We start from the raw sequence: 24,979 nt of genomic DNA on the forward strand, positions 1-24,979 counted from the left end.
CCGAGGGACCGGTCACACGTACGAGGACCGCCCCTACGATGTGGCGGATGAACGGCGACACGGCGGCGCAGACGCCCACGGTGAAGGACCACTCCGCACGGGGCGGTGCCGACCTGCCGTCCCCCCGCCCACCGGAGTCCTCCCGCTCACCGGAGTCGCCCCGCCCACCGGAGTCCCCCTGGGCCCCCACGGGCTGGCGGGAGCGCCTGGCCGCCTTCGGCTACCGGGCCCGCCCGAGCGGCACGCTCACCGAACGCCTCGTCCCGCCGATGCCGGACGGCCCCGGGGTGACCCGGCCCGACGTCGCGCAGTCCCCGCTGCTGCTGCGGCTGGGTCTGCGGCTGCCGCAGGGCCTCTGGTACTTCCTGTGCCGCTGGTCCGGCTGGCTGGGCCCGGTCGCGGTCGCGGTGTTCGCCGGGCTGCTGCGGTTCACCGGCCTCGGCCAGCCGCACGCGATCATCTTCGACGAGACGTACTACGCCAAGGACGCCTACGCGCTCTGGCACGGCGGCTACGAGATCAACTGGCCGGAGGACGCCAACACGACGATCATGACGCCGGGCGCGGCCGTGCCGTACCGCCCGACGCCGTCGTACGTGGTGCACCCGCCGGTGGGCAAGTGGATCATCGGCGCGGGCGAGCAGCTGTTCGGCATGAACCCCTTCGGCTGGCGGTTCGCGGTGGCCCTGCTCGGCACCCTGTCGGTGCTGATGCTGGCCCGGATCGCCCGCCGGATGTTCCGCTCCACCCTGCTGGGCTGCGTGGCCGGCCTGCTGCTCTCGGTGGACGGCCTGCACCTGGTGCTCAGCCGGACCGCCCTGCTCGACCTGGTGGTGATGTTCTGGATCCTCGCCGCCTTCGGCTTCCTGGTCCTGGACCGGGACCGCACAAGGGCCCGGCTCGCGGCGAGGCTCGGCGGGGTCGAAGACGCGCTGCTCGCCCAGCGGCTCAACCTGGGCTGGCGCCCGTACCGGATCGCGGCCGGCGTCTGCGTCGGCCTGACCTGCGCCACCAAGTGGAGCGGCCTGTACGTCGCGGCCGCGTTCGGCCTGATGACCGTGCTGTGGGACGTCGGCGCCCGCCGGCTGGCCGGCGCCCCGCGCCCGTACCTGGCGGTGCTGGCCCGGGACGTGGTGCCGGCGTTCGTGTCGGTCGTCGTGGTCTCGGTGGCGGTGTACGTGGCGTCCTGGTGGGGCTGGTTCGCCAGCAGCAACGCGCCCGGCCAGGGCGGCTGGGGCCGGGACTGGGCGGTCGGCCGCTCCACCGACTACCCGTGGATACCCGAGGGCCTGCGGGCCCTGTGGCACTACCACTCGACGGTCTACGAGTTCCACACCCACCTGACCGACCCGCACACCTACCAGTCGAACCCGTGGTCCTGGCTGGTGCTGGGCCGCCCGGTGTCCTTCTACTACGAGTCCCCCAAGCTCGGCCAGAACGGCTGCACCGTCGCCGACTGCGCCCGCGAGGTGCTGGGCATCGGCACCCCGCTGCTCTGGTGGACGGCCCTGCTGGCGCTGGTCTACTGCCTGTGGCTCTGGGCCTTCCGCCGGGACTGGCGGGCCGGCGCGCTGCTGTGCGGCCTGGCCGCCGGCTACCTGCCGTGGTTCCTCTACCAGCAGCGGACGATCTTCCTCTTCTACGCGGTGGTCTTCGTCCCGTTCCTGGTGCTCGCCGTGACGATGCTGATCGGCGCGCTGATCGGGCCGGCCGGCGCCTCCCGGGACCGCCGGATCATCGGCTCGGCCGCGGCCGGGCTGCTGGTGCTGCTGATCATCTGGAACTTCCTGTACTTCTATCCGCTGTTCACCGGGCAGACCATCCCGCTGAGCGACTGGCGTGCCCGGATGTGGTTCAACAGCTGGATCTGAGACCCCCCGCGACCAGCGGGGGAAGCGTCCGGGGAGCGCGCGCACACCCTCCCCCCGAACCGTCCGTACCCGGTCCACGACACGTACCAGATCCGTCACAAGTCCCCGGGGTTCCGTCGGCGCACCGATCCGCCCTGCCTAGGGTGGGGGGAGTACCGCGTTTCCGGCCCCGCCGGTTGCGCCCGGCCGCGAGACCCCTGGGGGATTTGCACCATGCGCAGTGGCGCGAAGATCGGCATCATCACCGGCGTGTCCATCGCCGTCCTCGCCGGCGGTGGCTACGGGGCCTACAGCCTGATGGGCGGGTCGGACTCCGCGTCCGGCGACAAGAAGCCCCGCACGGTGGTCGCCGAGCCGCCCACGGCCGACCAGGCGGCGAACGGTGCGAAGGACTTCCTGGCGGCCTGGGCCTCCGGCGACATCGCCAAGGCGGCCTCGCTGACCGACGACCCGGCCGCGGCCACCACGGCGCTGACGGCCTTCAAGGACCAGGTGAAGCCGAGCGCGCTGACCCTGACCCCGGCCGGCCCGGCCACCCCGCAGGCCTTCGCCTCGGCGACCGGCACCCCGACCCCGGCCAAGCCGACCGGCGCGGCCTCGGCGACCCCGTCGGCGGGCGCCAGCGCGGGCGCCACCGAATCGCCGTCCGCCACCGCCTCCGGGCCGACCGGCGTGCTGATGGGCTTCAAGGCCCGCGCCGAGTTCGCCGGCACCAGCCGGGTCTGGGACTACAACGGCTTCCTCGGCGTCGTGAAGATGAGCGACAACACCCCGGCCGTGCACTGGGCGCCCTCGGTGATCCACCCGCACCTGTCCGGCAACGAGACCATCGCCACCCAGCAGGTCTTCGCCCCGCCGTCCACCGTGGTGGACCGCAACGGCAAGGCGCTGCAGGGCGCCTCGCTCACCCCGGCGCTGATGGCCACCCTCCAGGACAACGCCCGCAAGCTGCTGCCGCCGGACCCGAACAAGGACCAGGACGCGGGCAGCGCCGTGGTGATCACCGACCCGGCCGGCAAGACCGCCGCGGACAAGCTGTTCACCATCGTCGAGCCCAAGCCCGGCAAGCCGTTCAAGGTGACCATCGACAACACCCTCCAGGCCGCCGCCGAGAAGGCGATGACCGACCTGGGCGGCAAGCAGGGCTCCATCGTGGCCGTCGAGCCCAGCACCGGCCAGGTGCTGGCCTTCGCCAACGCCCCGGCCACCGGCCAGAACCGGGCCTTCACCGGCCTGCTCGCCCCCGGTTCGACGATGAAGATCGTCACCTCGACGGCCCTGCTGGAGGCCGGGCTCACCCCGGACAGCAACGTGGCCTGCCCGGAGAAGAGCAGCAACCCGGTGGCGATCCCGAACGACTTCCCCGGCGCCTTCCCGGACTACACGCTCCAGAAGGACTTCATGGTGTCCTGCAACACCGCCTTCATCAACCAGGGCCTGACCAGCCTCAAGCCCGAGACGCTGTCCGGCACCGCCAAGGACGTGTACGGCATCGGCCTGGAGTGGAAGACCGGCCTGCCGAACGCCGACGGCAAGATCCCGGCGACCCCGGGCAGCAAGGACGAGCAGGCGATGAACTACATCGGCCAGGGCAAGGTCCAGATGAACCCGCTGGCCATCGCCTCGATCACGGCGACCGTCCAGAGCGGCGCGTTCAAGCAGCCGATCCTGGTCGCCGGCCTGCCCCAGCAGCAGGCGGCCCGGCAGATCTCGCCGGACGTCGCCGCCAAGCTGCGCGCGATGATGAACGCCACCGCCGTCAGCGGCACGGCCAGCCAGGTGATGGCCGGGATCACCGACAACGCGGGGGCCAAGACCGGCTCCGCCGAGGTCCAGGGCGCGTCCACCACCAACAGCTGGTTCACCGCCTTCCGCGGCAACCTCGCGGTCGCCGCCGAGGTCCAGGGCGGCGGCCACGGCGTGGACGCGGCCGGCCCGGCCGTGGCCTCGCTGCTCAAGTCCGGCAACAAGTGACCGCCTGAGGCCGGTACGCGCGGAGCCCGCCACGGACGACGTGGCGGGCTCCCGTGCGTCCGGGCCCCGCTCAGCTCCTCGGCAGGGCGGGCGCCGGCGCCTCCGGCGCGGGCCTGGGCGGCACCGGGCGCCGGCTGCTCCAGCGCCGGGCCGCCAGCCGGGGCCAGATCACCAGGACGGCGGGCAGCGCCAGGTACCCGAACCGCCCGGCCGGGGCGAGCGTGAAGGCGATCGCCAGCCCGGCCGCCAGCAGGTCGGCGGCGGCGATCGCGGAGACCGGCGGCCGGGCCACCAGCCAGATCGCCACCCCGACCAGGGCGAGGGTCATCAGCGCCAGTGAGACGCTGTGCCCGGTCGGCCCGAAGCCGGCCAGCACCTTGCCGGGCAGCGGACTGCCCGCAGGGGTGCGGATCGCGGTCATCCCGAGCGGGAAGCGCACCACCTGGTCGCGCAGCGCCTGCGGCTGGGCCAGGACGGACGGCAGCAGCACCGCCGCGCTCGCCCCGGCCCCGATCAGCGCGGTCCGGGCGGCGGGCCGCCGGCCGTACAGCCGCCACAGCAGCAGGACGGCCACCGGCAGGGCGGGCCAGGCGGTCCACTTGAGGCTGCAGGCGAGGGCGAGCACCAGCCCGGCCGCGACGGTGCGGTCCCGCTCGGCGAGCGCCATGGCCAGGCAGCAGACCCCGATCAGCGGCAGGTCGACGCCGCCGACCACCAGGGCCAGCGCTATCAGCGGCGAGGCGGTGAGGACGGCCAGCGGCAGCAGCGGCGCCCGGTCGCGGGTGGGCCGGAGCAGCCGCCAGGCGGCCAGCAGGCAGACCACGAAGGTGAGGGCGAACCAGATCCGGGCGTCCCCGGCGACCCGGGCGAAGGCGGTGGAGCTGCCGAGCAGCTGGCGCGGCAGCCCGAACAGGGACATCGCCGGGAGGTAGGGGTTGTAGTCGGTGACCACCACCGGGTGCGGGAGGTAGACGTCACCGGTGGTGAGCATCAGGTGGGCCGAGCGTTCGACCACCATCACCTCGGACTGGTGGCGGCCGGTCACCGCGAGCAGCCCGAGCGGCGCCAGCACGGCCCCGAGCAGGGCGACCACGGCGGCGGCCTCGGCCGCGAAGCGGCGCGGCAGGGTGAGGCAGAGCAGTCCGGCCACCACGTAGGCGGGGGCCGCGACGAGGCCCCACAGCCGCTGGTTGGCCAGGTCGGAGACGAGCGGGAAGGCCGCGGCCCAGCCGGCCGCGATCAGACAGCCGAGCAGTTGCACCCAGCGCAGCGCGGCGAGCCGGGCGGGATTCCACCGAACGGGCGTGGGCGGGAAGGTGCTCTCACCACGCTGACGGGGGAACGGGCGGCTCGTGAAGCCCGCCGGCGGCCGTCCGGGTCTGGCCGGAGGTTCGGCGTCGATGGTCGGGGCCGGCGTTCTGGCGCGGCCGGTGAAGCGGCCGCGCGGGCGGGAGAAGCCGGGCGTGCGGGTGCTCACCATGGTGGAAGGTTATGGCGGCGAACCGGGCCCTGTCGCCACCGCCGCGGGCGCGGATCGGCACGCTACGCGCGTAGGGCCGCCGGGTGTCGTACCACGCGGCGGCCCTTCACGATTGGATAACGGCCCGGCGGCCGACGCCCTGGTCAGCCGGTGCCGGCCTCGCTCGGGACGGCCGGCCGCTCGGCGCGCTCCAGCCGGGAGTGCTTGACGCTGTAGCCGAAGTAGACGACCACGGCGACGGCGAGGGCGATCGCCCCGGCCCGGAAGGTGTCGGCGTGCAGGCCGGTGATCAGGTAGACGCAGAAGCCGACGCTGAGCAGCGGGACGACCGGGTAACCGGGGACCTTGAAGCCGCGCGGCAGGTCGGGCTGGGTGCGGCGCAGCACGATCACGCCGATCGAGACCACCGAGAAGGCGATCAGGGTGCCCAGGCTGGTGATGTCGGCCAGGACGTTCAGCGGGATGAACGCGGCCAGCGCGCCCACGCCGACACCGACCACCAGGGTGTTCCAGACCGGGGTGCCGGTGCGCGGGGAGAGCTGGGCGAAGCGCTTGGGCAGCATGCCGTCGCGGCCCATCGAGTACAGGATGCGGGTCTGGCCGTAGATCACCACGAGAGTGACGCTGAAGATCGAGATGATCGCGCCGACCGCGAAGATCATCGCGGGCCAGCCCTGGCCGGTGATGTCCTGCATGATCTGGGCGAGCCCGGCCTCCTGGCCGTCGAACTTGGTCCACGGCTGGGCACCGATGCCGGCCAGGGCGACCAGGATGTAGATCAGGGTCACCACGACCAGCGAGATGATGATCGCCAGCGGCAGGGTGCGGCGCGGGTTCTTGACCTCCTCACCGGCGGTGGACACGGCGTCCAGGCCGATGAAGGAGAAGAAGATGCTGGAGGCGGCCGTCTGCACGCCGCCGATGCCGAGCGGCAGGAACGGGGTCAGGTTGCCGGAGTGGAAGCCGGTCAGCGCGACGCCGACGAACAGCACCAGGATGAGGATCTTGATCCCGACCATGGCCGCGTTGACCTTCGCCGACTCGCTGACCCCGCGGACCAGCAGGAAGCAGACCATGGCGACCAGCAGCAGCGCCGGCAGGTTGAACCAGTGCCCGCCGCCGGGGGCGCCGGAGAGCTGCTCGGGGATCCTGAACCCGAAGGCCAGGTCGAGGAACTTGTTCAGGTACTCGGCCCAGCTGACCGCGATCGCCGAGGCCGAGACGCCGTACTCCATCAGCAGGCAGATGCCCACGCCGAAGGCGACGCCCTCGCCGAGGGTGGCGTAGGCGTAGGAGTACGAGGAGCCGGAGACCGGGATCGCGGAGGCCATCTCGGCGTAGCAGAGCGCGGTGAGCCCGGCGGTGACCGCGGCGACCACGAAGGACAGGATGACGGCCGGCCCGGCCGCCGGGACGGCATCCCGGAGCACGAAGAAGATGCCGGTGCCGATGGTCGCGCCGATGCCGATCGCGGACAGCTGCCAGAGCCCGATCGAGCGGCGCAGGTGGATGCCGGAGCGGCCGCCTTCCTCGGGTGCGCCGGCCGGAAGGCCGTGGCCCTCGCTCTCGGCGATCAGGGTCGAGACGGGCTTGCGGCGCAGCAGACGCGCACCGAGGGTGTTGCTGGCCAAAACTGCTGTCCTTCTAGGCGGGGGAGGGTGTCCTAGTGGCCGGTCACTCTGGGCACTGGGGGGTGCCGTCGGGACCAACCGAACAAACATGGGACAGTACCCGGCAAAGACACCAGTGTCGCAAACAAACAATACTGATCGGCGCATTGTACGAATCGGCGCATCAGAGCTCACAAACCGGACACTTCGCACGCGGCGGATCTTCCGGACATCGATTAAAAGGCCAGGTCAGCGCCCCTGTCCGGGTCAGCGGTCGAGCACCGCCCGCATCACCGAGCGGGCGATCGGGGCCGCCAGCGCGCCACCCGTGACGTCCGTGGCGTCACTGTCCGCCACCACCACCGCGACCGCGACCGGCGGCACGGCGGTCGAAGCGGCCGGCCTGGCCCAGGAGATGAACCAGGCGTACGGCGTCCCGCTGTTGTCCACCCCGTGCTGGGCGGTACCGGTCTTGCCGCCGACCACCGCCCCGGGGATCCGGGCGTTGCCGCCCGTACCGTTCTCCACCACGTCCGTCATCAGCTTCCGCAGCTGCCCGGCCACCGCCGGGGTCAGCGCCTGCCGGTACACGGCCGGCCCGCGCACCTCGACCTCGGTGCCGTCGCTCCTGGTCAGCCGGTCCACCAGCCGTGGCCGCATCACCGTCCCGTCGTTGGCGACCCCGGCCGCGACCATCGCCATCACCAGCGGGGTGGCCGCGGTGTCGAACTGCCCGATCGAGGAGAGCGCCAGCTGCGCCGGGTCCATCGCGGTGTCGACGTTGGACCGGGCCGGGCGCACCGGCACGTCCAGCCTCGGGTCGTTGAAGCCGAAGCCCTCGGCCGTCGCCACCAGCTTCTCCAGCCCGGTCCGCACCCCCAGGTGGCCCAGCACGCTGTTGCAGCTGGCGGTCATCGCCGCGTCCAGCGACAGCCCGGGCCGGTCGCAGGCCGCGCTGTCGTTCACCAGCGGTGTGGTCGTCCCCGGCAGCACGTACGGGAAGGGCGCGTCGGTCGGCGCGTCCGGGTCGGTCACCACCCCGGCCGCCAGCGCCGCGGCGGCGGTGACCACCTTGAAGGTCGAGCCCGGCGGGTAGGTCTGGCGCAGCGCCCGGTTGAGCATCGGCCGGTCGGGGTCGGTCTGCAGGCGGTTCCAGGCCGTCTGGTCGGCACCCGCCGAGCCGGCGAAGTCACCCGGGTCGTAGGAGGGGGTGCTGGCCAGCGCCAGGATCCGCCCGGTGGCCGGCTCGATCGCGACCACCGCGCCCTTCTGGTCGCCGAGCCCGCGCACCGCGGCCTGCTGGGCGGCCCGGTCGATCGTGGTGAGGACGTTCCCGCCGGGGCTGCGCCGGCGGGTGAGCGCGTCCCGGAGCGACCAGCCGGTCAGCCGGCCGTCGGTGCCGTTCAGCAGGCCGTCCTCGGTGCCCTCCAGCTGGCTGTTGCCGTACGCCTGGGAGGCGAAACCGGTGACGGCGGCGTACGTCGTTCCGTCGGTGTAGGTGCGCTTGTAGGCGTACCGGCCGCCGGTCGGCCCGGAGCCGGTCACCGGCTGCCCGCCGACCAGGATGTCCCCGCGCGGCTGGGCGTAGCGCTCGATGACCAGCCGCTGGTTGGCGCTGTTGCGGTCGAGGTCCCGGGCCTCGAAGACCTGCACCCGGGTGGCCTGCACGCACAGCGCCACGACCAGCAGCAGGCAGAAGGTGGCCGCCCGGCGACCGGTGACCGAGATCCCGGGCAGCCCCTGCGGTCCGTTGCCCCGCGCCCCGGGGCCGACCATCACCGCACCTCCGGCCCGGGCCCGGACGCCACCCCGGGCACGGGCACCGGCACCGATACGGGCACCGGCACCGGCCGCCGGGCGTCGTCGCTCATCCGCACCAGCAGCGCCACGATGATCCAGTTGGTCACCACCGACGAACCCCCCTGGGCGATGAACGGCATCGTCATCCCGGTCAGCGGGATCAGCGCCAGCACCCCGCCCGCCACCACGAACACCTGGAGGCCGACGATCGCGGCCAGCCCGATCGCCAGCAGCCGCCCGAACGGGTCGCGCAGCGCGATGCCGGCCTTGAAGCCGCGCGAGACCAGCACCGCGTACAGCAGGAACACCGCGATCAGCCCGGTCAGCCCGAGCTCCTCGCCGATGGTGGCGAGGATGAAGTCCGACTTGGCGGCGAAGCCGATCAGCACCGAGTGCCCCTCGCCCAGCCCGGTGCCCAGCTCACCGCCCCAGGCGAAGGCGAACAGCGACTGGGCGATCTGGTTGGCGCCCCGGCCCGCCGCGATCGATCCCAGCGGGTCCAGCCAGTCCACCACCCGGCTGTGCACGTGCGGCGACAGCCAGCCCACCGTCACCGCGCCGACCGCCGCCAGGACCAGCCCGATCGCGATCCAGCCGGTGCGCGCGGTGGCCACGTAGAGCATCACCACGAACAGCCCGAAGTACAGCAGGGCCGTCCCGAGGTCGGTCTCCAGCACCAGCACCCCGACGAAGGCCGCCCAGATCAGCAGCACCGGCCCGAGCACCCGCCCGCGCGGCAGCTGCCAGCGCCAGACCCGGCGGCCGGTGAGCGCCAGCGCGTCCCGGTGCACCGCCAGGTAGGCGGCGAAGAACACCGCCAGCAGGACCTTGGCGAACTCCCCCGGCTGGAAGGAGAGCGGCCCGAGCACGATCCAGATCCGCGAGCCGTACACCGGCCGGAAGAGGATCGGCAGCACCAGCAGGACCAGCGCCAGCAGCGCCCCGACGTGGGCGTAGCGGCGCAGCCGCCGGTGGTCGCGCACCAGCAGCAGCACGGCGGTGAACAGCCCCACCCCCAGGGCCGACCAGAGCAGCTGGGCGGAGGCGGCCTCCCGGCCGGGGGTGGCCCGGTCCAGGCGGTAGATCACCACCAGGCCGATCCCGTTCAGCAGCACCGCGATCGGCAGCAGCAGCGGGTCCGCGTACCGGGCCCGCTGGCGGACCGCGCCGTGCGCCACCAGGGCGAGCACGCCGAGCGCCGCCCCGTACTGGGCGGCGTCGGCGGGCGCCTCGCCGTCGAGGTTCACCCCGACCTCGACGTAGCCGAACACGGCGGTCAGGACGGCGGCCAGCACCAGCACCAGCTCGGTGGTGCGCCGGGGCCGCACCGGCCGAACCGGCCGGGCCGCGGATCTCGTCACGGCGGAGGGTGTCGCCACGGACCGTCCTGGGGGAGGCGGGAGTCGAAGGGGCCGACCGGGTCCGGACACCGGTGCCCCGGTTCGTCACCCTAACGAGCGCTATCCATATTTATCGGCTCTTCGCCACGGTGTGTCCGCCTTTGCCGCGACCGCACCCGCCGCAGCTCACTCCGGCCGCCGCCCGGCCAGCACCGCCGCCCCGGCCCCGACCGCGGCCAACAACACGACGGAGCACAGCAGTTCACCCCAGGGCACGGCCACCTGCCCGGTCCGGGCCGCCGTCACCACCCCGCGCACCGCCGCGTTGGCCGGCGAACCCGGGAGCACCAGCATCGCCGCGGCCAGCCCCAGCGCCACCAGGATCCCGTACGGCGAGCGGACCAGCACCGGGCGGTTGCCCAGCACCCCGGCCAGCGTCCCCAGCAGCACGCAGACCACCGAGGCCGCCAGCCCGGCCAGCAGCGCCCGGCCGACGCCCGGCTCCCGCCCCGCCCCCGGGTCGGCCACCGCGCCGCCCGCCCACCACACCGCCGCCACCTCGCCCACCGCCAGCACCAGCCCCACCGTCAACGCCGCCAGCAGCGCCCCCAGGTGCACCCGCACCGGGCCCGCCACCGCGACCAGGCAGGCCCGCGAGGCCGGCGGCTCGGCGGTCAGCACACCGCGCACGTACCAGGCGCTCACCGGCACCAGCAGCCCCGCCCCGAACCCGAGCCCGCCCAGCAGCGGATCACCCGGCGTCACCCCGACCACCAGCACCAGCGCGAACGCCAGGAACGGCGGCAGCCAGGCGTGCGAGCGCACCAGCAGCTCCAGGTGGTACCGGGTCAGCGCCCCGACCTGCCTCATCACCCCTCCTCCCGCCGGCGCACCGCCAGCACCCGCAGCCCCGGACGGCCCAGCAGCAGCCCGCGCAGCAGGGCGTCCGAGTGCCCGGCCGGCACCTCCAGCCGCACCGCCGTGCCACCCAGCGCGGTCACCACCGGCGCGCCGGGCAGCCGCTCCGGCAGCGGGGCGCCGTCCGGGAGGTCCACCTCGACCTCCACCACCGGGCCGCCGTCCACCACCGGCGCCGCCTCCTCGGCCGGCCGCAGCCCGCCGTCCGCGCCCACCCGGTAGGCGGCGCTGGTCCGCCCGGCCAGCCGGGCCGGGTCGTGGTCCACGAACAGCACCGTGCCGCCCGCCGCCGCCCGCTCGGCGGCCGCGTCGTCCAGCACCGCCCGCGCCTGCGGGTCCAGCCCGGTCCACGCCTCGTCCAGCAGCAGCACCCGGGCCTCGGCGATCAGCGCCTGCACCACCGCCACCTTCTGACAGGTGCCCTTGGACAGCCGGCTCAACGGGGTGCCCGCCCGGTCCGCGATGCCGAACCGGTCCAGCCACTCCCCCGCCCGCCGCCGCGCCTCCCCCGCCGACAGCCCGTGCACCCGGCCCACCCGCAGCAGGTACGAAGCGGCGTCGAACGGCAACGCCGGCGGGAAGCGCTCCGGCACGTACGCCGCCGCCCCGGGCCGCACCACCCGGCCGGCGCTCGGCCGCTCGATCCCGGCCACCAGCCGCAGCAGGGTCGACTTGCCGCTCCCGTTCGCCCCGGCGATCCGCACCAACTCCCCCGGCCCGACGGCCAGTCCGACGTCCCGCAGGATCCACCGCCCGCCCCGCCCGTACCGCTTGCCGACCGCGGTCAGCTCCATCCGCACCCCGCCTCCGTCCCCTCCCCCGCAGGCTATCCGGCACGGGTAAGGCCGCCGTCAGCTCCGCGCCCGGCAAACCCCTCCCCGCACGCCGGAGTTCACACCGGGGCGGGCGGGGTGCACCGTCCGGTCCCGTTTGGCCTTGACGAACTGATGATCCCTAGGATCGGCCGGGTGAATACCGGACGACGACCGAAGACCAGGCTCGGCAGCCTGCTGGCCGCCCTGGCGATAACGGGCGCCTCGCTGCTCCTCGGCCTGCCCGCCCACGCCGACGAACCCTCAGCCGGCGCCTCCCCCGCCCCGAAGGAGGCCCCCAAGGTCGACCTGATCCTGGACGTCAGCGGCTCCATGAACACCGCCGACATCCAGGGCAAGAGCCGCATCTCGGTGGCCCAGAACTCGCTGAACGAGGTGATCGACGCCCTGCCCGCGGAGACCGAGTTCGGCATCCGCACCCTCGGCGCCACCTACCCCGGCAACGACAAGAACATCGGCTGCCAGGACACCAAGCAGCTCTTCCCGGTCGGGAAGACCAACAAGGTCGAGGCCAAGACCGCGGTCGCCACCCTGCGCCCCACCGGCTGGACCCCGATGGGCCTCGCCCTGCGCGGCGCGGCCCAGGACCTCGGCAAGGGCGACGCCACCCGCCGGATCGTCCTGATCACCGACGGCGAGGACACCTGCACCCCGCCCGACCCGTGCGACGTCGCCCGCGAACTCGCCTCCCAGGGCATTCACCTGGTGGTCGACACCCTCGGCCTGGCGCACGACGAGAAGACCCGCCAGCAGCTGCTCTGCATCGCCAACGCCACCGGCGGCACCTACACCGACGTCCGCACCCCGCAGCAGCTCACCGACAAGGTGAAGCAGCTGGTCGACCGCTCCAATGACACCTACACGGTGACCCCGTCCAAGACCGCCGGCACCGACAAGTGCGAGAGCGCCCCGGTGCTCACCCCCGGCGTCTACAGCGACCGGGAGAAGTTCTCCGAGCACCGCGTCTACAAGGTCCCGGTCAAGTCCGGCCAGGAGCTGCGCGCCTCGGTCAGCGTGGGCCTCGACCGCGCGGTGGCCCGGGACTACGGCGTCCTGCTCCAGGCCACCAGCGCCACCGGCCAGGAACTGGTCCGCGGCACCGACGCCGGCAGCGCCCGCACCGACGTGATCTCCACCGGCCTGCGCTGGTCCACCGACGACTCCAAGGGCTACGTCACCGCCAGCCCGACCACCTCCGCCAAGGACAGGCCGGACACCACCGTCTGCCTGGTGGTCAGCAACTCGCTGGCCCCGCAGGCCGGCGTCCAGGCCGACCCCGGCATGCCGCTGGAACTCACCGTGGACCTCGCCTCCGCCTCGCCCGCCCCCGAGGGCGCCGCGATGGGCCTCGGCCGCGGCTGGATCCTGCTGCTCACCCTCACCCTGGCCGGCCTCTTCTTCGGCCTGGTCGCCGGCTGGATCGCCCGCTGGCGGATCGCCGTCTGGCGGGAGAACTGATCATGCGTACCACGATCCGCGGCGCCCTCGCCGCCCTCGCCCTGCTGCCCGCCCTCGCGCTGGGCGCCCCGGCCGCCTCCGCCGCCTCGCCGTCCCCGACGGCTACCGCGAGCGGCACCCCGGCCCCGGCCACCAAGGCCGGCACCTCCTTCCTGACCGCGGTCAACCTCTCCCCCGGCCAGGACGCCGACGTCGCCGTCTCCACCGGTGACTACCTCTACTGGGCGTTCGGCGCCTCCGAGGGCCAGACCCCGACGGTCAGCCTGACCGTCAACCTGGCCCCGGCCGCCGACCGGCACGGCCCGCAGACCTGGAGCGTCGAGGTCTTCGACGGGCTGCGCCGCCGCCAGGCCTGCACCGCCGGCACCCAGAACGCCACCGGCGACCAGAGCACCACCTCGCTGGCGCTGAACTGCACCCTGCGCGAGGTCCGCACCTGGGCCGAGCCGTGGTCCGGCGACCCGCTGCCCGGCACCTACTACGTCCGGCTCTCGGTCACCGACGCCCCGCAGACCGACCTCGGCCTGGCCGCCACCACCCACCTGCACGTCGCCGCCAAGGGCAACGCCGACAACGCCCAGCCCGAGGGCGGCGAGCTCAAGGCCCCGCTGGTCCCGCCGGTCGGCGGCGGCGCGAGCACGGCCCGGGCCGCGGCCCCGGTCGCCGAGAAGGAGCACTGGTACACCGGCTGGTTCTCCGGCTGGAACAGCCGCTGGTACTGGACCATCGGCGGCGGCTTCCTGGCCGCCCTGGCCGGCGTCCTCGGCTACCACCTGACCCGGCACCCGCGCGGCCACCGCCCCGGCCACCACGGCCCCGTCCCGCACCAGGGCTCGTACCACCAGCACGGCGACCACGCCGAGCGCCGGTAGCCCCACCCCGCCCGTGGCCCCACCCGTCGAGGGCCGGCCGGACACCTTCCGGCCGGCCCTCGCACGCGTCTACGATCGAAAGGTGCAGCCGCGCGGCCGGATCGTGGTCGGCGTGGACGGTTCCGCCCCCGCCCGCGCCGCGGTCCGCTGGGCGGCCCGCCTGGCCCGCCGCACCGGCGGCCCGCTGGAGGCGGTGGCGGTCTGGGACTTCCCCTGCCTGTTCGGCGAGCACGGCCTGGTGCCGCCCGCCCTGGACGGCTTCGAACCGGAGCGCCGCGCCGCGGAGATCCTCGACGAGGCGGCCGCCGACTGCGGGCTCACGCTGAGCCGCCGGCTCAGGGCCGGACCGCCCGGACCCGCCCTGGTCGCCGCCGCGGCCGGGGCCGCCCTGCTCGTCCTCGGCAACCGCGGCCACTCCACCCCGCCGGACGCCCCGCTGGGCACCGTCGCCCAGTACTGCCTGCACCACGCGCCCTGCCCGGTCGCCGTCGTCCGGGCGGACGGCGAACGCACCGCCCGGGCGGACGGTGCGCGGATCAGCCCTTGAACAGGTTGTGCCCCACGTCGGACGGCACCTCGTCCTGGACGGGCTTGCTGCCCGGCCCCGGCACGTGCTCGCCCGGGATCGGCTGGTCGCCCTCGCGGTGCAGCAGCACCACCCCGTCCTCGGCCCAGAGCTGCCGGTACCCGTGCGCCAGCAGCAGCTGGATCCGGTCGGCCTGCTCCTTGTCGGTCTTGAACGGGAAGGACCGCTTGTCGGCGCGGGTCAGCACGTACTCGCGCCCGCGCGGCGTCCCGTCCACCAGCACCACGTCCGTCCGGGCGGTCAGCCGCGGCGCGATCTGGTTGTCGGCCTCCACCGAGGCACCGTCCGGGATCAGCGCGGCCGCCCGGACCAGCGCGGCCTCGCTCGCCCTGGGCTCCCAGGAGGACGGCACGGCCAGTTGCAGCAGCCCGATCGGCACCGCCGCCACCAGCGCCACCCCGACCGTGCCGAGGCCCAGCAGCCGGGCCCGGCGCCGGGTCCGCTCGGGCCGCTCGGCGCTGCTGAGCCGGCCCAGCACCTCGATGCTCGCGGTCAGCAGGACCGGCCAGAGCATCGAGTCGTAGTGCCGGGCGATCGACCAGTGGTTGGGGTTGCTGGAGAGGATCCGTTCGGCCAGCAGCGGCAGCATGCACAGCACGGTGGCCGAGCGCAGCGGCAGCAGGAACACGGTGCCGAACAGCCAGAGCAGCAGCAGCGGCTTCAACGGCTGGTCGAAGGCGGTCTGCACCAGCAGGAAGGGGTTGTGCAGCAGGTTGCCGACCGCCTGGCCGCCGTCGTCGCCGAGCGCCTTGTAGTTCCAGTAGTAGCCCGGCTCGCCGCCCATCGCCGGGATCAGCCACTTGATCGCCACCGCCGAGGCGAGCGGCCCGCCGAGCAGCAGCCCCAGTCCGGTGAGCCGCCCCGCCCGGTCCCCGGTACGGCGGGTGCGCAGCAGCAGCACCAGCCCGTACGCGCCGACCAGCAGGCCGAGGTCCTCCTTGGTGCAGCACAGCAGCACCGCGGCGAGCACCACCGTGCCGTAGCGGCGGGCCAGGCCGCGCTCCAGCATCAGCAGGGTCAGCGGGACGGCGAAGGCCACCTCGTGGAAGCCGACCCGGGAGGCGACCAGCAGCGGCCAGCCGAGCGCGTAGACCAGCCCGGCCAGGTCGGCGGCCCGACGGGCGGTGCGCGGCTCGGCGGCGGCGAAGGAGTGCGCGGTGATCCGGCGGATCAGCGGCACCCCGAGCGCGAACAGCAGCGCCTGCCCGATGATCAGCGAGCGCGGGTCGTCCCAGATCCAGTACAGCGGCGCGAGCAGTGCCAGGACCGGGGAGAAGTGGTCGCCGAGCAGCGAGAACCCGGGCGGGAACTCGTGGTGGTAGGACTTCAACGTCGAGACGGGCAGCCCGAAGTGGGCGTAGCCGCGCACGCCCTGGTCGAAGATGCCGAGGTCGAAGCCGCCGAGCGAGACGGAGAGCCAGCCCTGCATCCCGATGGCGCACATCACCGCGAAGCACAGCAGGCTGAGCAGCACGGTGCGCCGGGCGGGCGGGCCCAGGACGGCCGCGGCCCGGCGGGCGGCGGCGGGTACGGCGGCCCGGGTCGTCGGCGGGGTCGCGGTCTCGGTGGTCACGTCGGCTCTGGTCCGTCTCTGGTCCGTGAGGCCCGGTCCGTCAGGTCCGGTTGCTCAGGGCGGGGTCGCGGTCGTCGTCGCGGGCGTGGTCGTGGTTATGGTCGTGGTCGAGCCTGGCGCCGAGCAGCGCCCAGGCACCGGCCGAGGCGTCCACGGCCTGGCTCCGGGCCCGGTACAGCCGCAGGCCGATCGCGACCAGGACGGCGAGCGCCAGCGGCGGGTAGATCGAGCCGGGCAGCTGCCAGTACCAGGCGACGCCGCGGCCCCAGCGGTGCGGCACGGCCCACATCACGTGGGAGAGGAACACCGCCAGCGTCACGCCGAGCAGCACCCGGCGGCCGGTGCTCCGGGCCTCGGCGGCCAGCAGGGCGATCAGCGGGAGGCACCAGACCCAGTGGTGGGTCCAGCTGATCGGCGAGACCAGCAGCGCGGTGAGGGCGGCGCAGACGCCGCCCCAGGCGTCGGCCCGGCGCAGCACCCGGGCGGAGCGTCCGGCGAGCACGGCCACCCCGAGCCCGAGCGCGGCGACCAGCCCGGAGGCGATCAGCCCGACCGTGCCGGGGTCGTTGACGTCGAGCAGCCGGCAGACGGCCCCACGCAGCGACTGGTTGTCGACCAGCACGGTGACGCCGACCCGGCTCGGGTCCCACAGGTACGTGGTCCAGAACCCGTACGAGGCGTCCGGCAGCACGGCCCAGCCGACCAGGCCGGCCGCCAGGAAGGTGCCGATGGAGACCAGGGCGGCCCTGGTCCGGCCGGTCAGGAACAGGTAGACGGTGAACAGCCCCGGGGTGATCTTGATCGCGGTGGCGAGACCGATGCCCACGCCCTTGGCCCGGCTACGGTCCGGGCGGGTGAGGTCCCACAGCACCAGGCAGAGGATGCCCAGGTTGACCTGGCCGTACTGGAAGGTGGTGTAGACCGGCTCCAGCCAGACCGCGAGGCCGGCGGCGAGGACCGTGGCCGCCGTCCGGTACCGCCGGGCGGGCCAGCCCGCCAGCTTGAGCGACAGGTGCACGGCCAGGCCGAGCAGCGCGTAGTTGCCGAGCGTCACCAGGATCCGCAGCGGGCTCACGTCGAACCAGGTGCTCGGCACGAACAGCATCGCGGCGAACGGCGGGTAGGTGGCCGGGAGGTCCCAGCCGGGCAGGCGCATCGCGTACAGGTCGTCGCCGTTGACCACGGCCTGGCCCTCGGCCCGGTAGACGAGCATGTCGACCATGTTCGCCCCGTGCAGGTGCCGCTGGAGGACGAAGGCCGCCACCGACACCACGGCCACGCAGGCCGCCGCGATGGTCCAGGGGTTCGGTCCTCCGCTCGCCGGGCCGCCGTCGGGCCCCTCCGGGTCCGCCTGTCGCGTCCACCGTGTCAGACCGAACTCGCGCACCGCGATGGCACCCCGTTGAGATAGACCAGATCGTTCCCTCGTCACCGTCTGGGCCCACCCACCATAACCGACCCCTCTAAGAGTCCCCCGGGCCCGCAAGCACAACGAATTCCGCCCGGCAAGGGCGCTGTGAGCTCGGTCACGGCGCGGGTCACCGGGGCTTCCGGGGGCTTCCGGAGCGTCAAAACGCGAAATCCCGCCGGGAGTTGAACTCCCGGCGGGATCTGCCCGACCGGTCGGAACCGGTCCGTTGGGTGGAGCTGAGGGGATTCGAACCCCTGACCCCCTCGATGCGAACGAGGTGCGCTACCGGACTGCGCCACAGCCCCAACGAGAAGAAACTCTAGCACCTTTCGGAGGGGGTCCGTGACCACCCCCCTGGTCGGGGGGCGGTCACGGCGGTCATTCGTTGGCCGCGCGGGGGCGGGACTCCGGAGCCGGGGCTTCGGCGTACTGGTCGAACAGCGGGGTGTTGCGGGACTCGGCGGGCCGGCCCGCGGTCCAGGTGCCGGGGGCCGAGAGGTCCAGGCCACGGGAGACCCGGGGGGCGACCGGCGCGGTGACGTAGGTCGGCAGCGGGACCGGCACCGGCTCCCAGGAGTCAGGGCCGGCCGCACCGCGCTCGCGCATGCCGTCGACCCACTCCTCGTGCTCGGTCGCCTCGGCCACCGCGGAGGCGGAGGCCACCGCGGGGGCGGAGGGCACCGCGACGGTGGCCTGCTCCGGGTCGGCGGCCAGCCGCAGGTGCGGACGGCGGCCGGGGCGGTGCTCGGCGGGCGCGGCCTGGTCGGCGTCGTCCGGGGCGGGCGCCTCGACCGTCGGCCGGTCGTCCGCCGGGGCCTCGGCACGCCGGCGCTCGCGCTGGCGCAGCCGCTCGGCCGCCTGGGCGGCCCGGTTGCGGTCCAGCTTCACCTCGTACCGCTGGCGCTCCAGCTTGCGCAGGTGGCCGATGTAGAGGGTGAGGAGGACCGCCGGCACGGCCGGGACCCAGAGGAAGGCCAGGCCCGCCACCGCGGCGACCACCGCGCCGAGCGCGAAGGCCAGGAAGAGGGCGGTGACCATCCGGCGCCGACGGGCCAGCAGCAGCGCCCGGCGCTCGGATCCGACCTGCCGCGCCGGGGCCGGCCGTTCGGCCGGCCGCTCCACCGGTGGCTCGGGCTCCCGCACCGCGGGGTCGCCGGAGTCGGCCGCGTCCCGCTCCGGGGGGCCGTCGTTGCTGTGCTCGTCGTCACGCGATTCGTCACCCAGGGCCCGGGCTGCCCGTCGCTCCAGCGCCGAACGCCCGGCCAGCAGGCGGATGGCGGTGCTGAAGCGTTCCGTCGGGCGCGCCTCGTTGAGTTCGTCCTGCCTGCGGAGCCACATCGGCACCAGATAGGCGGCCCAGGCCCCTACGATGACGGCGTAGATAAGGCCGCTACTGCTCACGATTCACACCGTACGGGCGACGGGGAAGGCCCGGCAGCAATTTGGCGCGGCGTGTCGTGTGATCAAGCTGATTCTCCGACTATTTTGCCGGTGTTTGTGACGGTCCGCCACCGCGCCGATGCCATATCGATATTTCTTTCGAACAAATATTCAATTAAGCGGTTCGTGGCCGGAACTGATCGCCCGCCAGCGCTCCAGCATCCCTTCCGGAACCTCCTCGGCGGTCAGGGCGTAGACCAGGTGGTCCCGCCAGTCCCCGTCGATGTGGAGATAGCGCGGGCGCATTCCCTCCGGACGGAAGCCGAGCTTTTCCACCACCCGCCGGCTCGGACCGTTCTCCGGGCGGATGCAGACCTCGATCCGGTGCAGTCCGAGGGTGCGGAAGCAGTGGTCCACCGAAAGCGCCACGGCCGTCGGCATGATGCCCCGGCCGGCCACCGCCTCGTCGATCCAGTAGCCGACGTTGGCCGAGCACATCGAGCCCCAGGTGATCCCGCCGACGGTCAACTGGCCGACCAGCTGGCCCTTGTGGAGCACCACGAAGGGCAGCATCCGGCCCGCCGAGGCCTCGCCGCGCAGGAAGCGGACCATCTGCCGGTAGGTCGGGCGGGGCCCGGCGGCCTGGCCGGCCGGACCGGGCGGCACGGTGGCCTCCCAGCGCCGCAGCCAGTCCCGGTTGCGGCGGCTCACCTCCTGCCACTCGCGCTGGTCGCGGGCCCGGATCGGGCGCAGCACGACCTCCCCCTCGTGGAGTTCTACCGGCCAGCCGGCGTTCAGTGCGCTCTCCCGGAAGCTGGTGCGTCGGGCCGGGGGTGGTCCCCGCCGCCGAGCTGGTCGACGGCGTGCGCGAGCAGCGGCTCCAGGACGGCCAGACCGTCCTTGACGCCCCCGGTCGAGCCCGGCAGGTTGACGATCAGGGTACGTCCGGCGAGCCCGGACAGCCCGCGGGAGAGCGCCGCGGTCGGCACCTTGTCGCGGCCGTACGCGCGGACCGCCTCGGCGATGCCGGGGACCTGCCGGTCGATCACCCGGGCGGTCATCTCGGGGGTGAGGTCCATCGGCGAGATGCCGGTGCCGCCGGTGGTCAGCACCACGTCGTAGCCGGCGGCGACGGCCTCGCGCAGGACGGTCTCGACCGGCTCGCCGTCCGGCACGACCCGCGGGCCGTCGACGGTGAAGCCCATCGCGGTCAGGCCCGCCACCAGCAGCGGGCCGCCCCTGTCCTCGTACACCCCGGCCGAGGCCCGGTTGGAGACGGTCACGGCGAGCGCCTTCATGCGCCGGGTGCTCATGCGCCGGCCTCCGGCGCGAACCAGTCGCCGCTCTTGCCGCCGGTCTTGCTCAGCACCCGGACGGACTCGATGCTCGCGCCCTTGTCGACCGCCTTGACCATGTCGATCACGGTCAGCGCGGCGACCGTCACCGAGGTCAGCGCCTCCATCTCGACACCGGTGCGGTCGGCGGTCCGCACGGTTGCGGTGATCTCGACCGCGTCGTCCCCGACGGTGAGGTCGACCTCGACGCCGGAGACCGCGATCGGGTGGCAGAGCGGGATCAGGTCCGGGGTCCGCTTGGCGCCCATGATCCCGGCGATCCGGGCCACCGCGAGGGCGTCCCCCTTGGGCACGCCCTCGCCGCGCAGCAGCGCCACCACCCGCGGCGAGACCCTGACCCGCCCGGCCGCGACGGCGGTGCGCGCGGTGGTGGCCTTCTCCGAGACGTCGACCATCCGGGCGGCGCCCCGGTCGTCGACGTGGGTGAGGCGGTCGCCGGGATTCGGTGTCGTCACGGGTAACTCCAGGGGCGCGCAGGTCGAATACCGCGCTACCGTACCGCTCTGCCGCACCCCGCTCGCCTCCGGGCGCTGCAGACCCGCCGCCCCGCGGCGCTCAGGACTCCAGCAGCACCACGTCGACCTCGCTGCCGGCGGGCAGCTCGGTGACCTCCTCGGGAACGGTGATCAGGCAGTTCGCCCGGGCCAGCGCCCCCACCAGGTGCGAGTCGGCGGCGCCCACCGGCCGTACGGTGCCGTCCGCCGCGTAGCGGCCGCGCAGGAACTGCCGGCGCCCGGCCGGGGAGCGAAGCGCGGACGGGCAGAGCGCGCGCACCACCGGACGGTGGACGTCGCTCGCGCCCAGCATGGTGCGGATCACCGGGCGGACGAAGAGCTCGAAGGAGATGTAGGCGCTCACCGGGTTGCCCGGCAGGGCGAGCAGCGGCACCCCGGCCGCGCCGCCGATCCGGCCGAAGCCCTGCGGCTTGCCGGGCTGCATCCGCAGCCTGCGGAAGTCGACTCCCCCGTAGGACTCGAAGACCTCCTTGACCACGTCGTACGCGCCGACGCTGACCCCGCCGCTGGTGACGATCAGGTCGGCCCGGCCGAGCTGCTCCTCCAGCACGGCGCGCAGCCGGTCGGCGTCGTCCGGGACGGCGCCGACCCGGTAGGCGATGGCGCCGGCCTCCTGGGCGGCCGCGGTGAGGGTGAAGCTGTTGGAGTCGGAGATCTGCCCGGGCCCGACCGGCTCGCCGGGCTGGACCAGCTCGCTGCCGGTGGAGAGCACCACGACCCGGGGGCGCGGGCGGACCTTCACGGTGGCCCGGCCGATCGCGGCGAGCAGGCCGAGCTGGGTGGGGCCGAGCCGGGTGCCGGCCTCCAGGACGGTGGCGCCGGCGGCGACGTCGCTGCCGCGGCGGCGGATGTGGGCGCCCTCGGCGACCGGGCGCAGCACCCGGACCTCCTCGTCCGGCACCGGCGCGGTCATCGCGGCGGCGGCCGTCCCGGTGCCGGTGCCGCCGTCGGTCCACTCGACCGGGGCGACCGCCTGGGCGCCGGGCGGCACCGGGGCGCCGGTCATGATCCGGGCGGCCCGGCCGGGCCCGACCCTGGGCAGTTCGCCCGCGCCCGCGGCGATGTCGCCGACCACGGCGAGCACCGAGGGGTACTCCTCGGTGGCGCCCTGGGTGTCGGCGGTGCGGACGGCGTAGCCGTCCATCGAGCTGTTGTCGAAGGGCGGCAGGTCGCCCTCGGCGACCACGTCCTCCTCCAGCCGGCAGCCCTGGGCGTCGAGCAGCTGGAGCTCGATCGCGGGCAGCGGGCCGACCGCGGCCAGGACATCGGCGCGGTGCTCGTCCACCGTCCAGAAGCGAGGAGCCGCCGGTGCCCGGTCCGCGGACCCGTCGCAGCAGGCTGCGGGGGTGGTGGTGTGCTCCGTGGACCCGGTCATCGGCGGCTCGCTCTCTGTGTCGTGCGGTCAGTCCTGCAGCTCGGAACCGACGAACTCCCGCAGCCAGGAGCGGAACTCCGGGCCCAGGTCCTCGCGTTCGGCGGCCAGTCGGACGATAGCGCGCAGGTAGTCGGCGCGGTCGCCGGTGTCGTAGCGGCGGCCCTTGAAGAGCACGCCGTGCACCTGGCCGCCGGCCTCGGCGTCGCGGGTGGTCAGCTCGCGCAGGGCGTCGGTGAGCTGGATCTCGCCGCCGCGGCCGGGCGGGGTCTCGCGCAGCACGTCGAAGACCAGCGGGTCGAGGACGTAGCGGCCGATGACGGCGTAGTTGGAGGGCGCCTCGCCCGGCTCGGGCTTCTCGACCAGGTCGGTCACCTGGAAGACGTCCTCGCCGAAGCCGTTGGCCTTGACGGCCGCGCAGCCGTAGAGGTGGATCTGGGAGGGGTCGACCTCCATGAGGGCGACGACCGAGCCGCCGAGCTCCTGCTGCACCTCGATCATGCGGGCGAGCAGCGGGTCGCGCGGGTCGATCAGGTCGTCGCCGAGCAGGACGGCGAAGGGCTGGCCGGCGACGTGCTGCTCCGCGACGGAGACGGCGTGGCCGAGGCCCTTCGGGTCGCCCTGGCGGACGTAGTGCATGTTGGCCAGCTCGACGGACTCGCGGACCCGGCGCAGGCGGTCCTCGTCGCCCTTGCGGACGAGCAGCTCCTCCAGCTCGTAGGCGCGGTCGAAGTGGTCCTCCAGCGCGCGCTTGTTGCGGCCGGTGACCATCAGTATGTCGGAGAGGCCGGCGGCGGAGGCCTCCTCGACGACGTACTGGATGGCCGGCTTGTCGACGACGGGCAGCATCTCCTTAGGGGTGGCCTTGGTCGCCGGGAGGAAGCGGGTGCCCAGTCCGGCCGCGGGTACCACGGCCTTGGTTACCGGAATTCGGGAGGTGGTCGTCGTCATGCGTTTACCTTACTCAGGCACGTTTTCGCCCGGCCGAGCGCGGTCGGGCGGCTAGGACAGCACGTCCCGGGGCACGGCCACGGTGGCAGGCGTATGGGAAGCGACCGGCTGGGCCAGGGGGTCCCCTCCGGTACAGGCGGACAGACTACCCGGCTTTTCCGAACGGTCACGTTCGGGAGTCGGCGCCCGCTCCGGTGCGGAAGGGGGCTGCTCACGGGGCCCGGCGGGGCGGCCGGGGCCCGGCGCGAGCCGCCAGCAGTCGCCGCCGGCCGCCCGGGCGGCGGCCAGGGCCCCGTCGGCGGCGCGCAGCAGGACGGCCGCGTGGGTGCCGTCCTCGGGGAGCACGGCGACGCCGACGGCGGCGGTCAGGCCGTTGCCCCCGGCCGGCCGGGGCGCCCGGGTGCCGGAGGACCAGTCGAGCAGCAGGTGCCGGCGGACCGACCAGACCAGCCGCTCGGCGACCTGCGCGGCGCCCTCGGCCCCGGTGTCCGGGAGCACCACCAGGAACTCCTCGCCGCTGTAGCGGCCCAGGGTGTCGGCGCGGCGGATCTCCATCGCCAGCCGCTGGGCGAGGTCGCGCAGTATCGCGTTGCCGCGGGCCCGGCCGTGCTCGGCGAGCACCGCGTCGAAGCCGGCGATCTCCAGCAGCAGGACGGCCAGCGGGCGCGGGCCCTCGGCCTGGTCGGTGTGCTCGGCGCGGCGGGCCCGTTCGATCTCCCGGTCCAGGGTGAGCTGCAGGTGGCGGTAGTTCCAGACGCCGGTGAGCGGGTCGCAGGAGGCGGTCCGCTCCAGCTCGGCGCAGCGCTCCTCCAGTTCGGCGATCCGGCCGGTCAGCCGTTCCCGGTCGGCGGCGGCCCCGGCCCGCTCCCGGCGCGCGCGCACACCGAGCACGGTGGCGCCGGCCAGCGCGGGGGCGCTCAGCGCGGCCAGGGCCTGGACCAGCAACGGGGTGGACAATCGGGGCGCCCTTTCGCGTGTCAGGCTCTGCGCGTCACGGTTTTCGGACGTGGAGGATCCGGTGCACAACGAGAAGAGCGACCTGAGGACACGGCTGTTGACGCGGCGCCGCGCACTCACCGCCGAGGGGCGCGCGCAGGCGGCACTCGCGCTGGCCGGACACGCGTGGGAACTGGCCGCGCCGGGCAGCACGGTGGCCGCGTACGTGTCGGTGGGCGCGGAGCCCGGGACGCGGCCGCTGCTGGACGCGCTGCGGGAGAGCGGCGTCCGGGTGCTGCTGCCGGTGCTGCTGCCGGACAACGACCTGGACTGGGCCGAGTACGCGGGGCCGGCGGCGCTGGCTGCGGCCGGGCGCGGGCTGCTGGAGCCGGTCGGGCCGCGGCTGGGGCCGGAGGCCGTCACGGAGGCCTCGGTGGTGCTGCTGCCGGGCCTGGCGGTGGACGCGGCCGGGCTGCGGCTGGGCCGCGGCGGGGGCAGCTACGACCGGGTGCTGGCCCGGCTGGAGCGGGCCGGGGCGCGGCCGGTCCTGGCGGTGCTGCTGTACGAGCACGAGCTGCTGGAGCGGGTGCCGGCCGAGCCGCACGACCTGCCGGTGGACCTGGTGGTCACGCCCTCGGGGGTGCGGGCGCTCGGCCGGGACGGCGGCAGGTAAGACTGCGGCAGGCGGGACGGCGGCGGCCCCGCTCTCCCGGGGAGGAGGGCGGGACCGCTCGGGCTCGGGAC

General features: G+C 74.3%; 21 protein-coding genes and 1 tRNA gene. 6 read left to right on the top strand and 16 right to left on the bottom strand.

Annotated features, from left to right (window positions below; translation table 11 throughout):
* Positions 1-47: 47 nt before the first annotated feature.
* Positions 48-1,871, top strand: coding sequence for a phospholipid carrier-dependent glycosyltransferase (locus AB0F71_RS11735; RefSeq protein WP_360231213.1), 1,824 nt, complete (start codon positions 48-50; stop codon positions 1,869-1,871).
* Positions 1,872-2,084: 213 nt separating this feature from the next.
* A complete protein-coding gene (locus AB0F71_RS11740) occupies positions 2,085-3,845 on the top strand; it encodes a penicillin-binding transpeptidase domain-containing protein (RefSeq protein ID WP_360231216.1) in 1,761 nt (586 codons plus the stop codon).
* Positions 3,846-3,915: 70 nt separating this feature from the next.
* Here AB0F71_RS11740 and AB0F71_RS11745 read toward each other — a convergent pair whose 3' ends face one another.
* The 6 genes from AB0F71_RS11745 to AB0F71_RS11770 form a co-directional block, all read right to left on the bottom strand.
* Positions 3,916-5,325, bottom strand: coding sequence for a glycosyltransferase 87 family protein (locus AB0F71_RS11745; protein WP_360231219.1), 1,410 nt, complete (start codon positions 5,323-5,325; stop codon positions 3,916-3,918).
* Between the two features lie 143 nt (positions 5,326-5,468).
* Positions 5,469-6,956, bottom strand: a complete 1,488-nt coding sequence (locus tag AB0F71_RS11750) for an amino acid permease (RefSeq protein ID WP_360231222.1) — start codon at positions 6,954-6,956, stop codon at positions 5,469-5,471.
* Positions 6,957-7,202: 246 nt separating this feature from the next.
* Positions 7,203-8,711, bottom strand: a complete 1,509-nt coding sequence (locus tag AB0F71_RS11755; protein WP_360231225.1) for a penicillin-binding transpeptidase domain-containing protein — start codon at positions 8,709-8,711, stop codon at positions 7,203-7,205.
* Positions 8,711-10,096, bottom strand: coding sequence for an FtsW/RodA/SpoVE family cell cycle protein (locus AB0F71_RS11760; protein ID WP_360231227.1), 1,386 nt, complete (start codon positions 10,094-10,096; stop codon positions 8,711-8,713). Before AB0F71_RS11760 ends, AB0F71_RS11755 begins: the two co-directional genes overlap by 1 nt.
* Positions 10,097-10,261: 165 nt before the next feature.
* Positions 10,262-10,945: an ABC transporter gene (locus AB0F71_RS11765; RefSeq protein WP_360231230.1), complete on the bottom strand. Its 684-nt coding sequence runs from the start codon at positions 10,943-10,945 to the stop codon at positions 10,262-10,264.
* Positions 10,945-11,787, bottom strand: coding sequence for an ATP-binding cassette domain-containing protein (locus tag AB0F71_RS11770; RefSeq protein WP_360231233.1), 843 nt, complete (start codon positions 11,785-11,787; stop codon positions 10,945-10,947). The genes AB0F71_RS11765 and AB0F71_RS11770 overlap by 1 nt, the downstream gene beginning before the upstream one ends.
* Before the next feature lie 174 nt (positions 11,788-11,961).
* Here AB0F71_RS11770 and AB0F71_RS11775 point away from each other — a divergent pair, with 174 nt between their 5' ends.
* The 3 genes from AB0F71_RS11775 to AB0F71_RS11785 all read left to right on the top strand — a co-directional run bounded on the left by AB0F71_RS11775 (position 11,962) and on the right by AB0F71_RS11785 (position 14,703).
* Positions 11,962-13,284, top strand: coding sequence for a VWA domain-containing protein (locus tag AB0F71_RS11775; protein ID WP_360231236.1), 1,323 nt, complete (start codon positions 11,962-11,964; stop codon positions 13,282-13,284).
* A 2-nt stretch (positions 13,285-13,286) separates the two neighbouring features.
* Positions 13,287-14,156 (top strand): peptidase, encoded by an 870-nt coding sequence (locus AB0F71_RS11780; protein ID WP_360231239.1) that lies wholly within the window; start codon positions 13,287-13,289, stop codon positions 14,154-14,156.
* Between the two features lie 82 nt (positions 14,157-14,238).
* Positions 14,239-14,703 (top strand): universal stress protein, encoded by a 465-nt coding sequence (locus AB0F71_RS11785; protein ID WP_360231242.1) that lies wholly within the window; start codon positions 14,239-14,241, stop codon positions 14,701-14,703.
* Here the strand turns inward: AB0F71_RS11785 and AB0F71_RS11790 are convergent.
* The 10 genes from AB0F71_RS11790 to AB0F71_RS11835 form a co-directional block, all read right to left on the bottom strand.
* Positions 14,693-16,315 carry a DUF2079 domain-containing protein gene (locus AB0F71_RS11790; RefSeq protein ID WP_360231245.1) on the bottom strand — a complete coding sequence of 541 codons (1,623 nt, stop codon included), beginning with the start codon at positions 16,313-16,315 and terminating at the stop codon, positions 14,693-14,695. The genes AB0F71_RS11785 and AB0F71_RS11790 overlap by 11 nt on opposite strands.
* A gap of 40 nt (positions 16,316-16,355) precedes the next feature.
* Complete coding sequence (locus AB0F71_RS11795; RefSeq protein WP_360231248.1) at positions 16,356-17,702, bottom strand: glycosyltransferase 87 family protein; 1,347 nt, start codon at positions 17,700-17,702, stop codon at positions 16,356-16,358.
* Between the two features lie 255 nt (positions 17,703-17,957).
* A tRNA-Ala gene (locus tag AB0F71_RS11800) sits at positions 17,958-18,031 on the bottom strand.
* 73 nt (positions 18,032-18,104) lie between these two features.
* Positions 18,105-19,127, bottom strand: a complete 1,023-nt coding sequence (locus tag AB0F71_RS11805) for a hypothetical protein (protein WP_360231251.1) — start codon at positions 19,125-19,127, stop codon at positions 18,105-18,107.
* 150 nt (positions 19,128-19,277) lie between these two features.
* Positions 19,278-19,904 (bottom strand): GNAT family protein, encoded by a 627-nt coding sequence (locus AB0F71_RS11810; protein ID WP_360231315.1) that lies wholly within the window; start codon positions 19,902-19,904, stop codon positions 19,278-19,280.
* Positions 19,901-20,419 (bottom strand): MogA/MoaB family molybdenum cofactor biosynthesis protein, encoded by a 519-nt coding sequence (locus AB0F71_RS11815; RefSeq protein ID WP_360231254.1) that lies wholly within the window; start codon positions 20,417-20,419, stop codon positions 19,901-19,903. The genes AB0F71_RS11810 and AB0F71_RS11815 overlap by 4 nt, the downstream gene beginning before the upstream one ends.
* Positions 20,416-20,916, bottom strand: a complete 501-nt coding sequence (gene moaC, locus AB0F71_RS11820; protein WP_360231257.1) for a cyclic pyranopterin monophosphate synthase MoaC — start codon at positions 20,914-20,916, stop codon at positions 20,416-20,418. The genes AB0F71_RS11815 and moaC overlap by 4 nt, the downstream gene beginning before the upstream one ends.
* A gap of 100 nt (positions 20,917-21,016) precedes the next feature.
* The gene (gene glp, locus AB0F71_RS11825) at positions 21,017-22,351 is read right to left on the bottom strand and encodes a gephyrin-like molybdotransferase Glp (protein ID WP_360231260.1); all 1,335 of its coding nucleotides are present in this window, start codon (positions 22,349-22,351) and stop codon (positions 21,017-21,019) included.
* A gap of 27 nt (positions 22,352-22,378) precedes the next feature.
* The gene (gene galU / locus AB0F71_RS11830) at positions 22,379-23,299 is read right to left on the bottom strand and encodes a UTP--glucose-1-phosphate uridylyltransferase GalU (protein ID WP_270144670.1); all 921 of its coding nucleotides are present in this window, start codon (positions 23,297-23,299) and stop codon (positions 22,379-22,381) included.
* Between the two features lie 51 nt (positions 23,300-23,350).
* Complete coding sequence (locus AB0F71_RS11835; protein WP_360231263.1) at positions 23,351-24,256, bottom strand: GGDEF domain-containing protein; 906 nt, start codon at positions 24,254-24,256, stop codon at positions 23,351-23,353.
* 61 nt (positions 24,257-24,317) lie between these two features.
* Here AB0F71_RS11835 and AB0F71_RS11840 point away from each other — a divergent pair, with 61 nt between their 5' ends.
* Complete coding sequence (locus AB0F71_RS11840) at positions 24,318-24,908, top strand: 5-formyltetrahydrofolate cyclo-ligase (protein ID WP_360231266.1); 591 nt, start codon at positions 24,318-24,320, stop codon at positions 24,906-24,908.
* The last annotated feature ends 71 nt before the right edge of the window (positions 24,909-24,979 follow it).

The sequence above is a fragment of the Kitasatospora sp. NPDC028055 genome (assembly GCF_040637885.1).
Taxonomy (GTDB): domain Bacteria; phylum Actinomycetota; class Actinomycetes; order Streptomycetales; family Streptomycetaceae; genus Kitasatospora.

Coding starts and splice junctions, on each gene's coding strand:
- AB0F71_RS11740 (WP_360231216.1), top strand. CDS start 2,085: ATGCGCAGTGGCGCGAAGATCGGCATCATCACCGGCGTGTCCATCGCC.
- glp (WP_360231260.1), bottom strand. CDS start 22,351: ATGACCGGGTCCACGGAGCACACCACCACCCCCGCAGCCTGCTGCGAC.
- AB0F71_RS11745 (WP_360231219.1), bottom strand. CDS start 5,325: ATGGTGAGCACCCGCACGCCCGGCTTCTCCCGCCCGCGCGGCCGCTTC.
- AB0F71_RS11735 (WP_360231213.1), top strand. CDS start 48: ATGAACGGCGACACGGCGGCGCAGACGCCCACGGTGAAGGACCACTCC.
- galU (WP_270144670.1), bottom strand. CDS start 23,299: ATGACGACGACCACCTCCCGAATTCCGGTAACCAAGGCCGTGGTACCC.
- AB0F71_RS11770 (WP_360231233.1), bottom strand. CDS start 11,787: ATGGAGCTGACCGCGGTCGGCAAGCGGTACGGGCGGGGCGGGCGGTGG.
- AB0F71_RS11815 (WP_360231254.1), bottom strand. CDS start 20,419: ATGAGCACCCGGCGCATGAAGGCGCTCGCCGTGACCGTCTCCAACCGG.
- AB0F71_RS11765 (WP_360231230.1), bottom strand. CDS start 10,945: ATGAGGCAGGTCGGGGCGCTGACCCGGTACCACCTGGAGCTGCTGGTG.
- AB0F71_RS11755 (WP_360231225.1), bottom strand. CDS start 8,711: ATGGTCGGCCCCGGGGCGCGGGGCAACGGACCGCAGGGGCTGCCCGGG.
- AB0F71_RS11780 (WP_360231239.1), top strand. CDS start 13,287: ATGCGTACCACGATCCGCGGCGCCCTCGCCGCCCTCGCCCTGCTGCCC.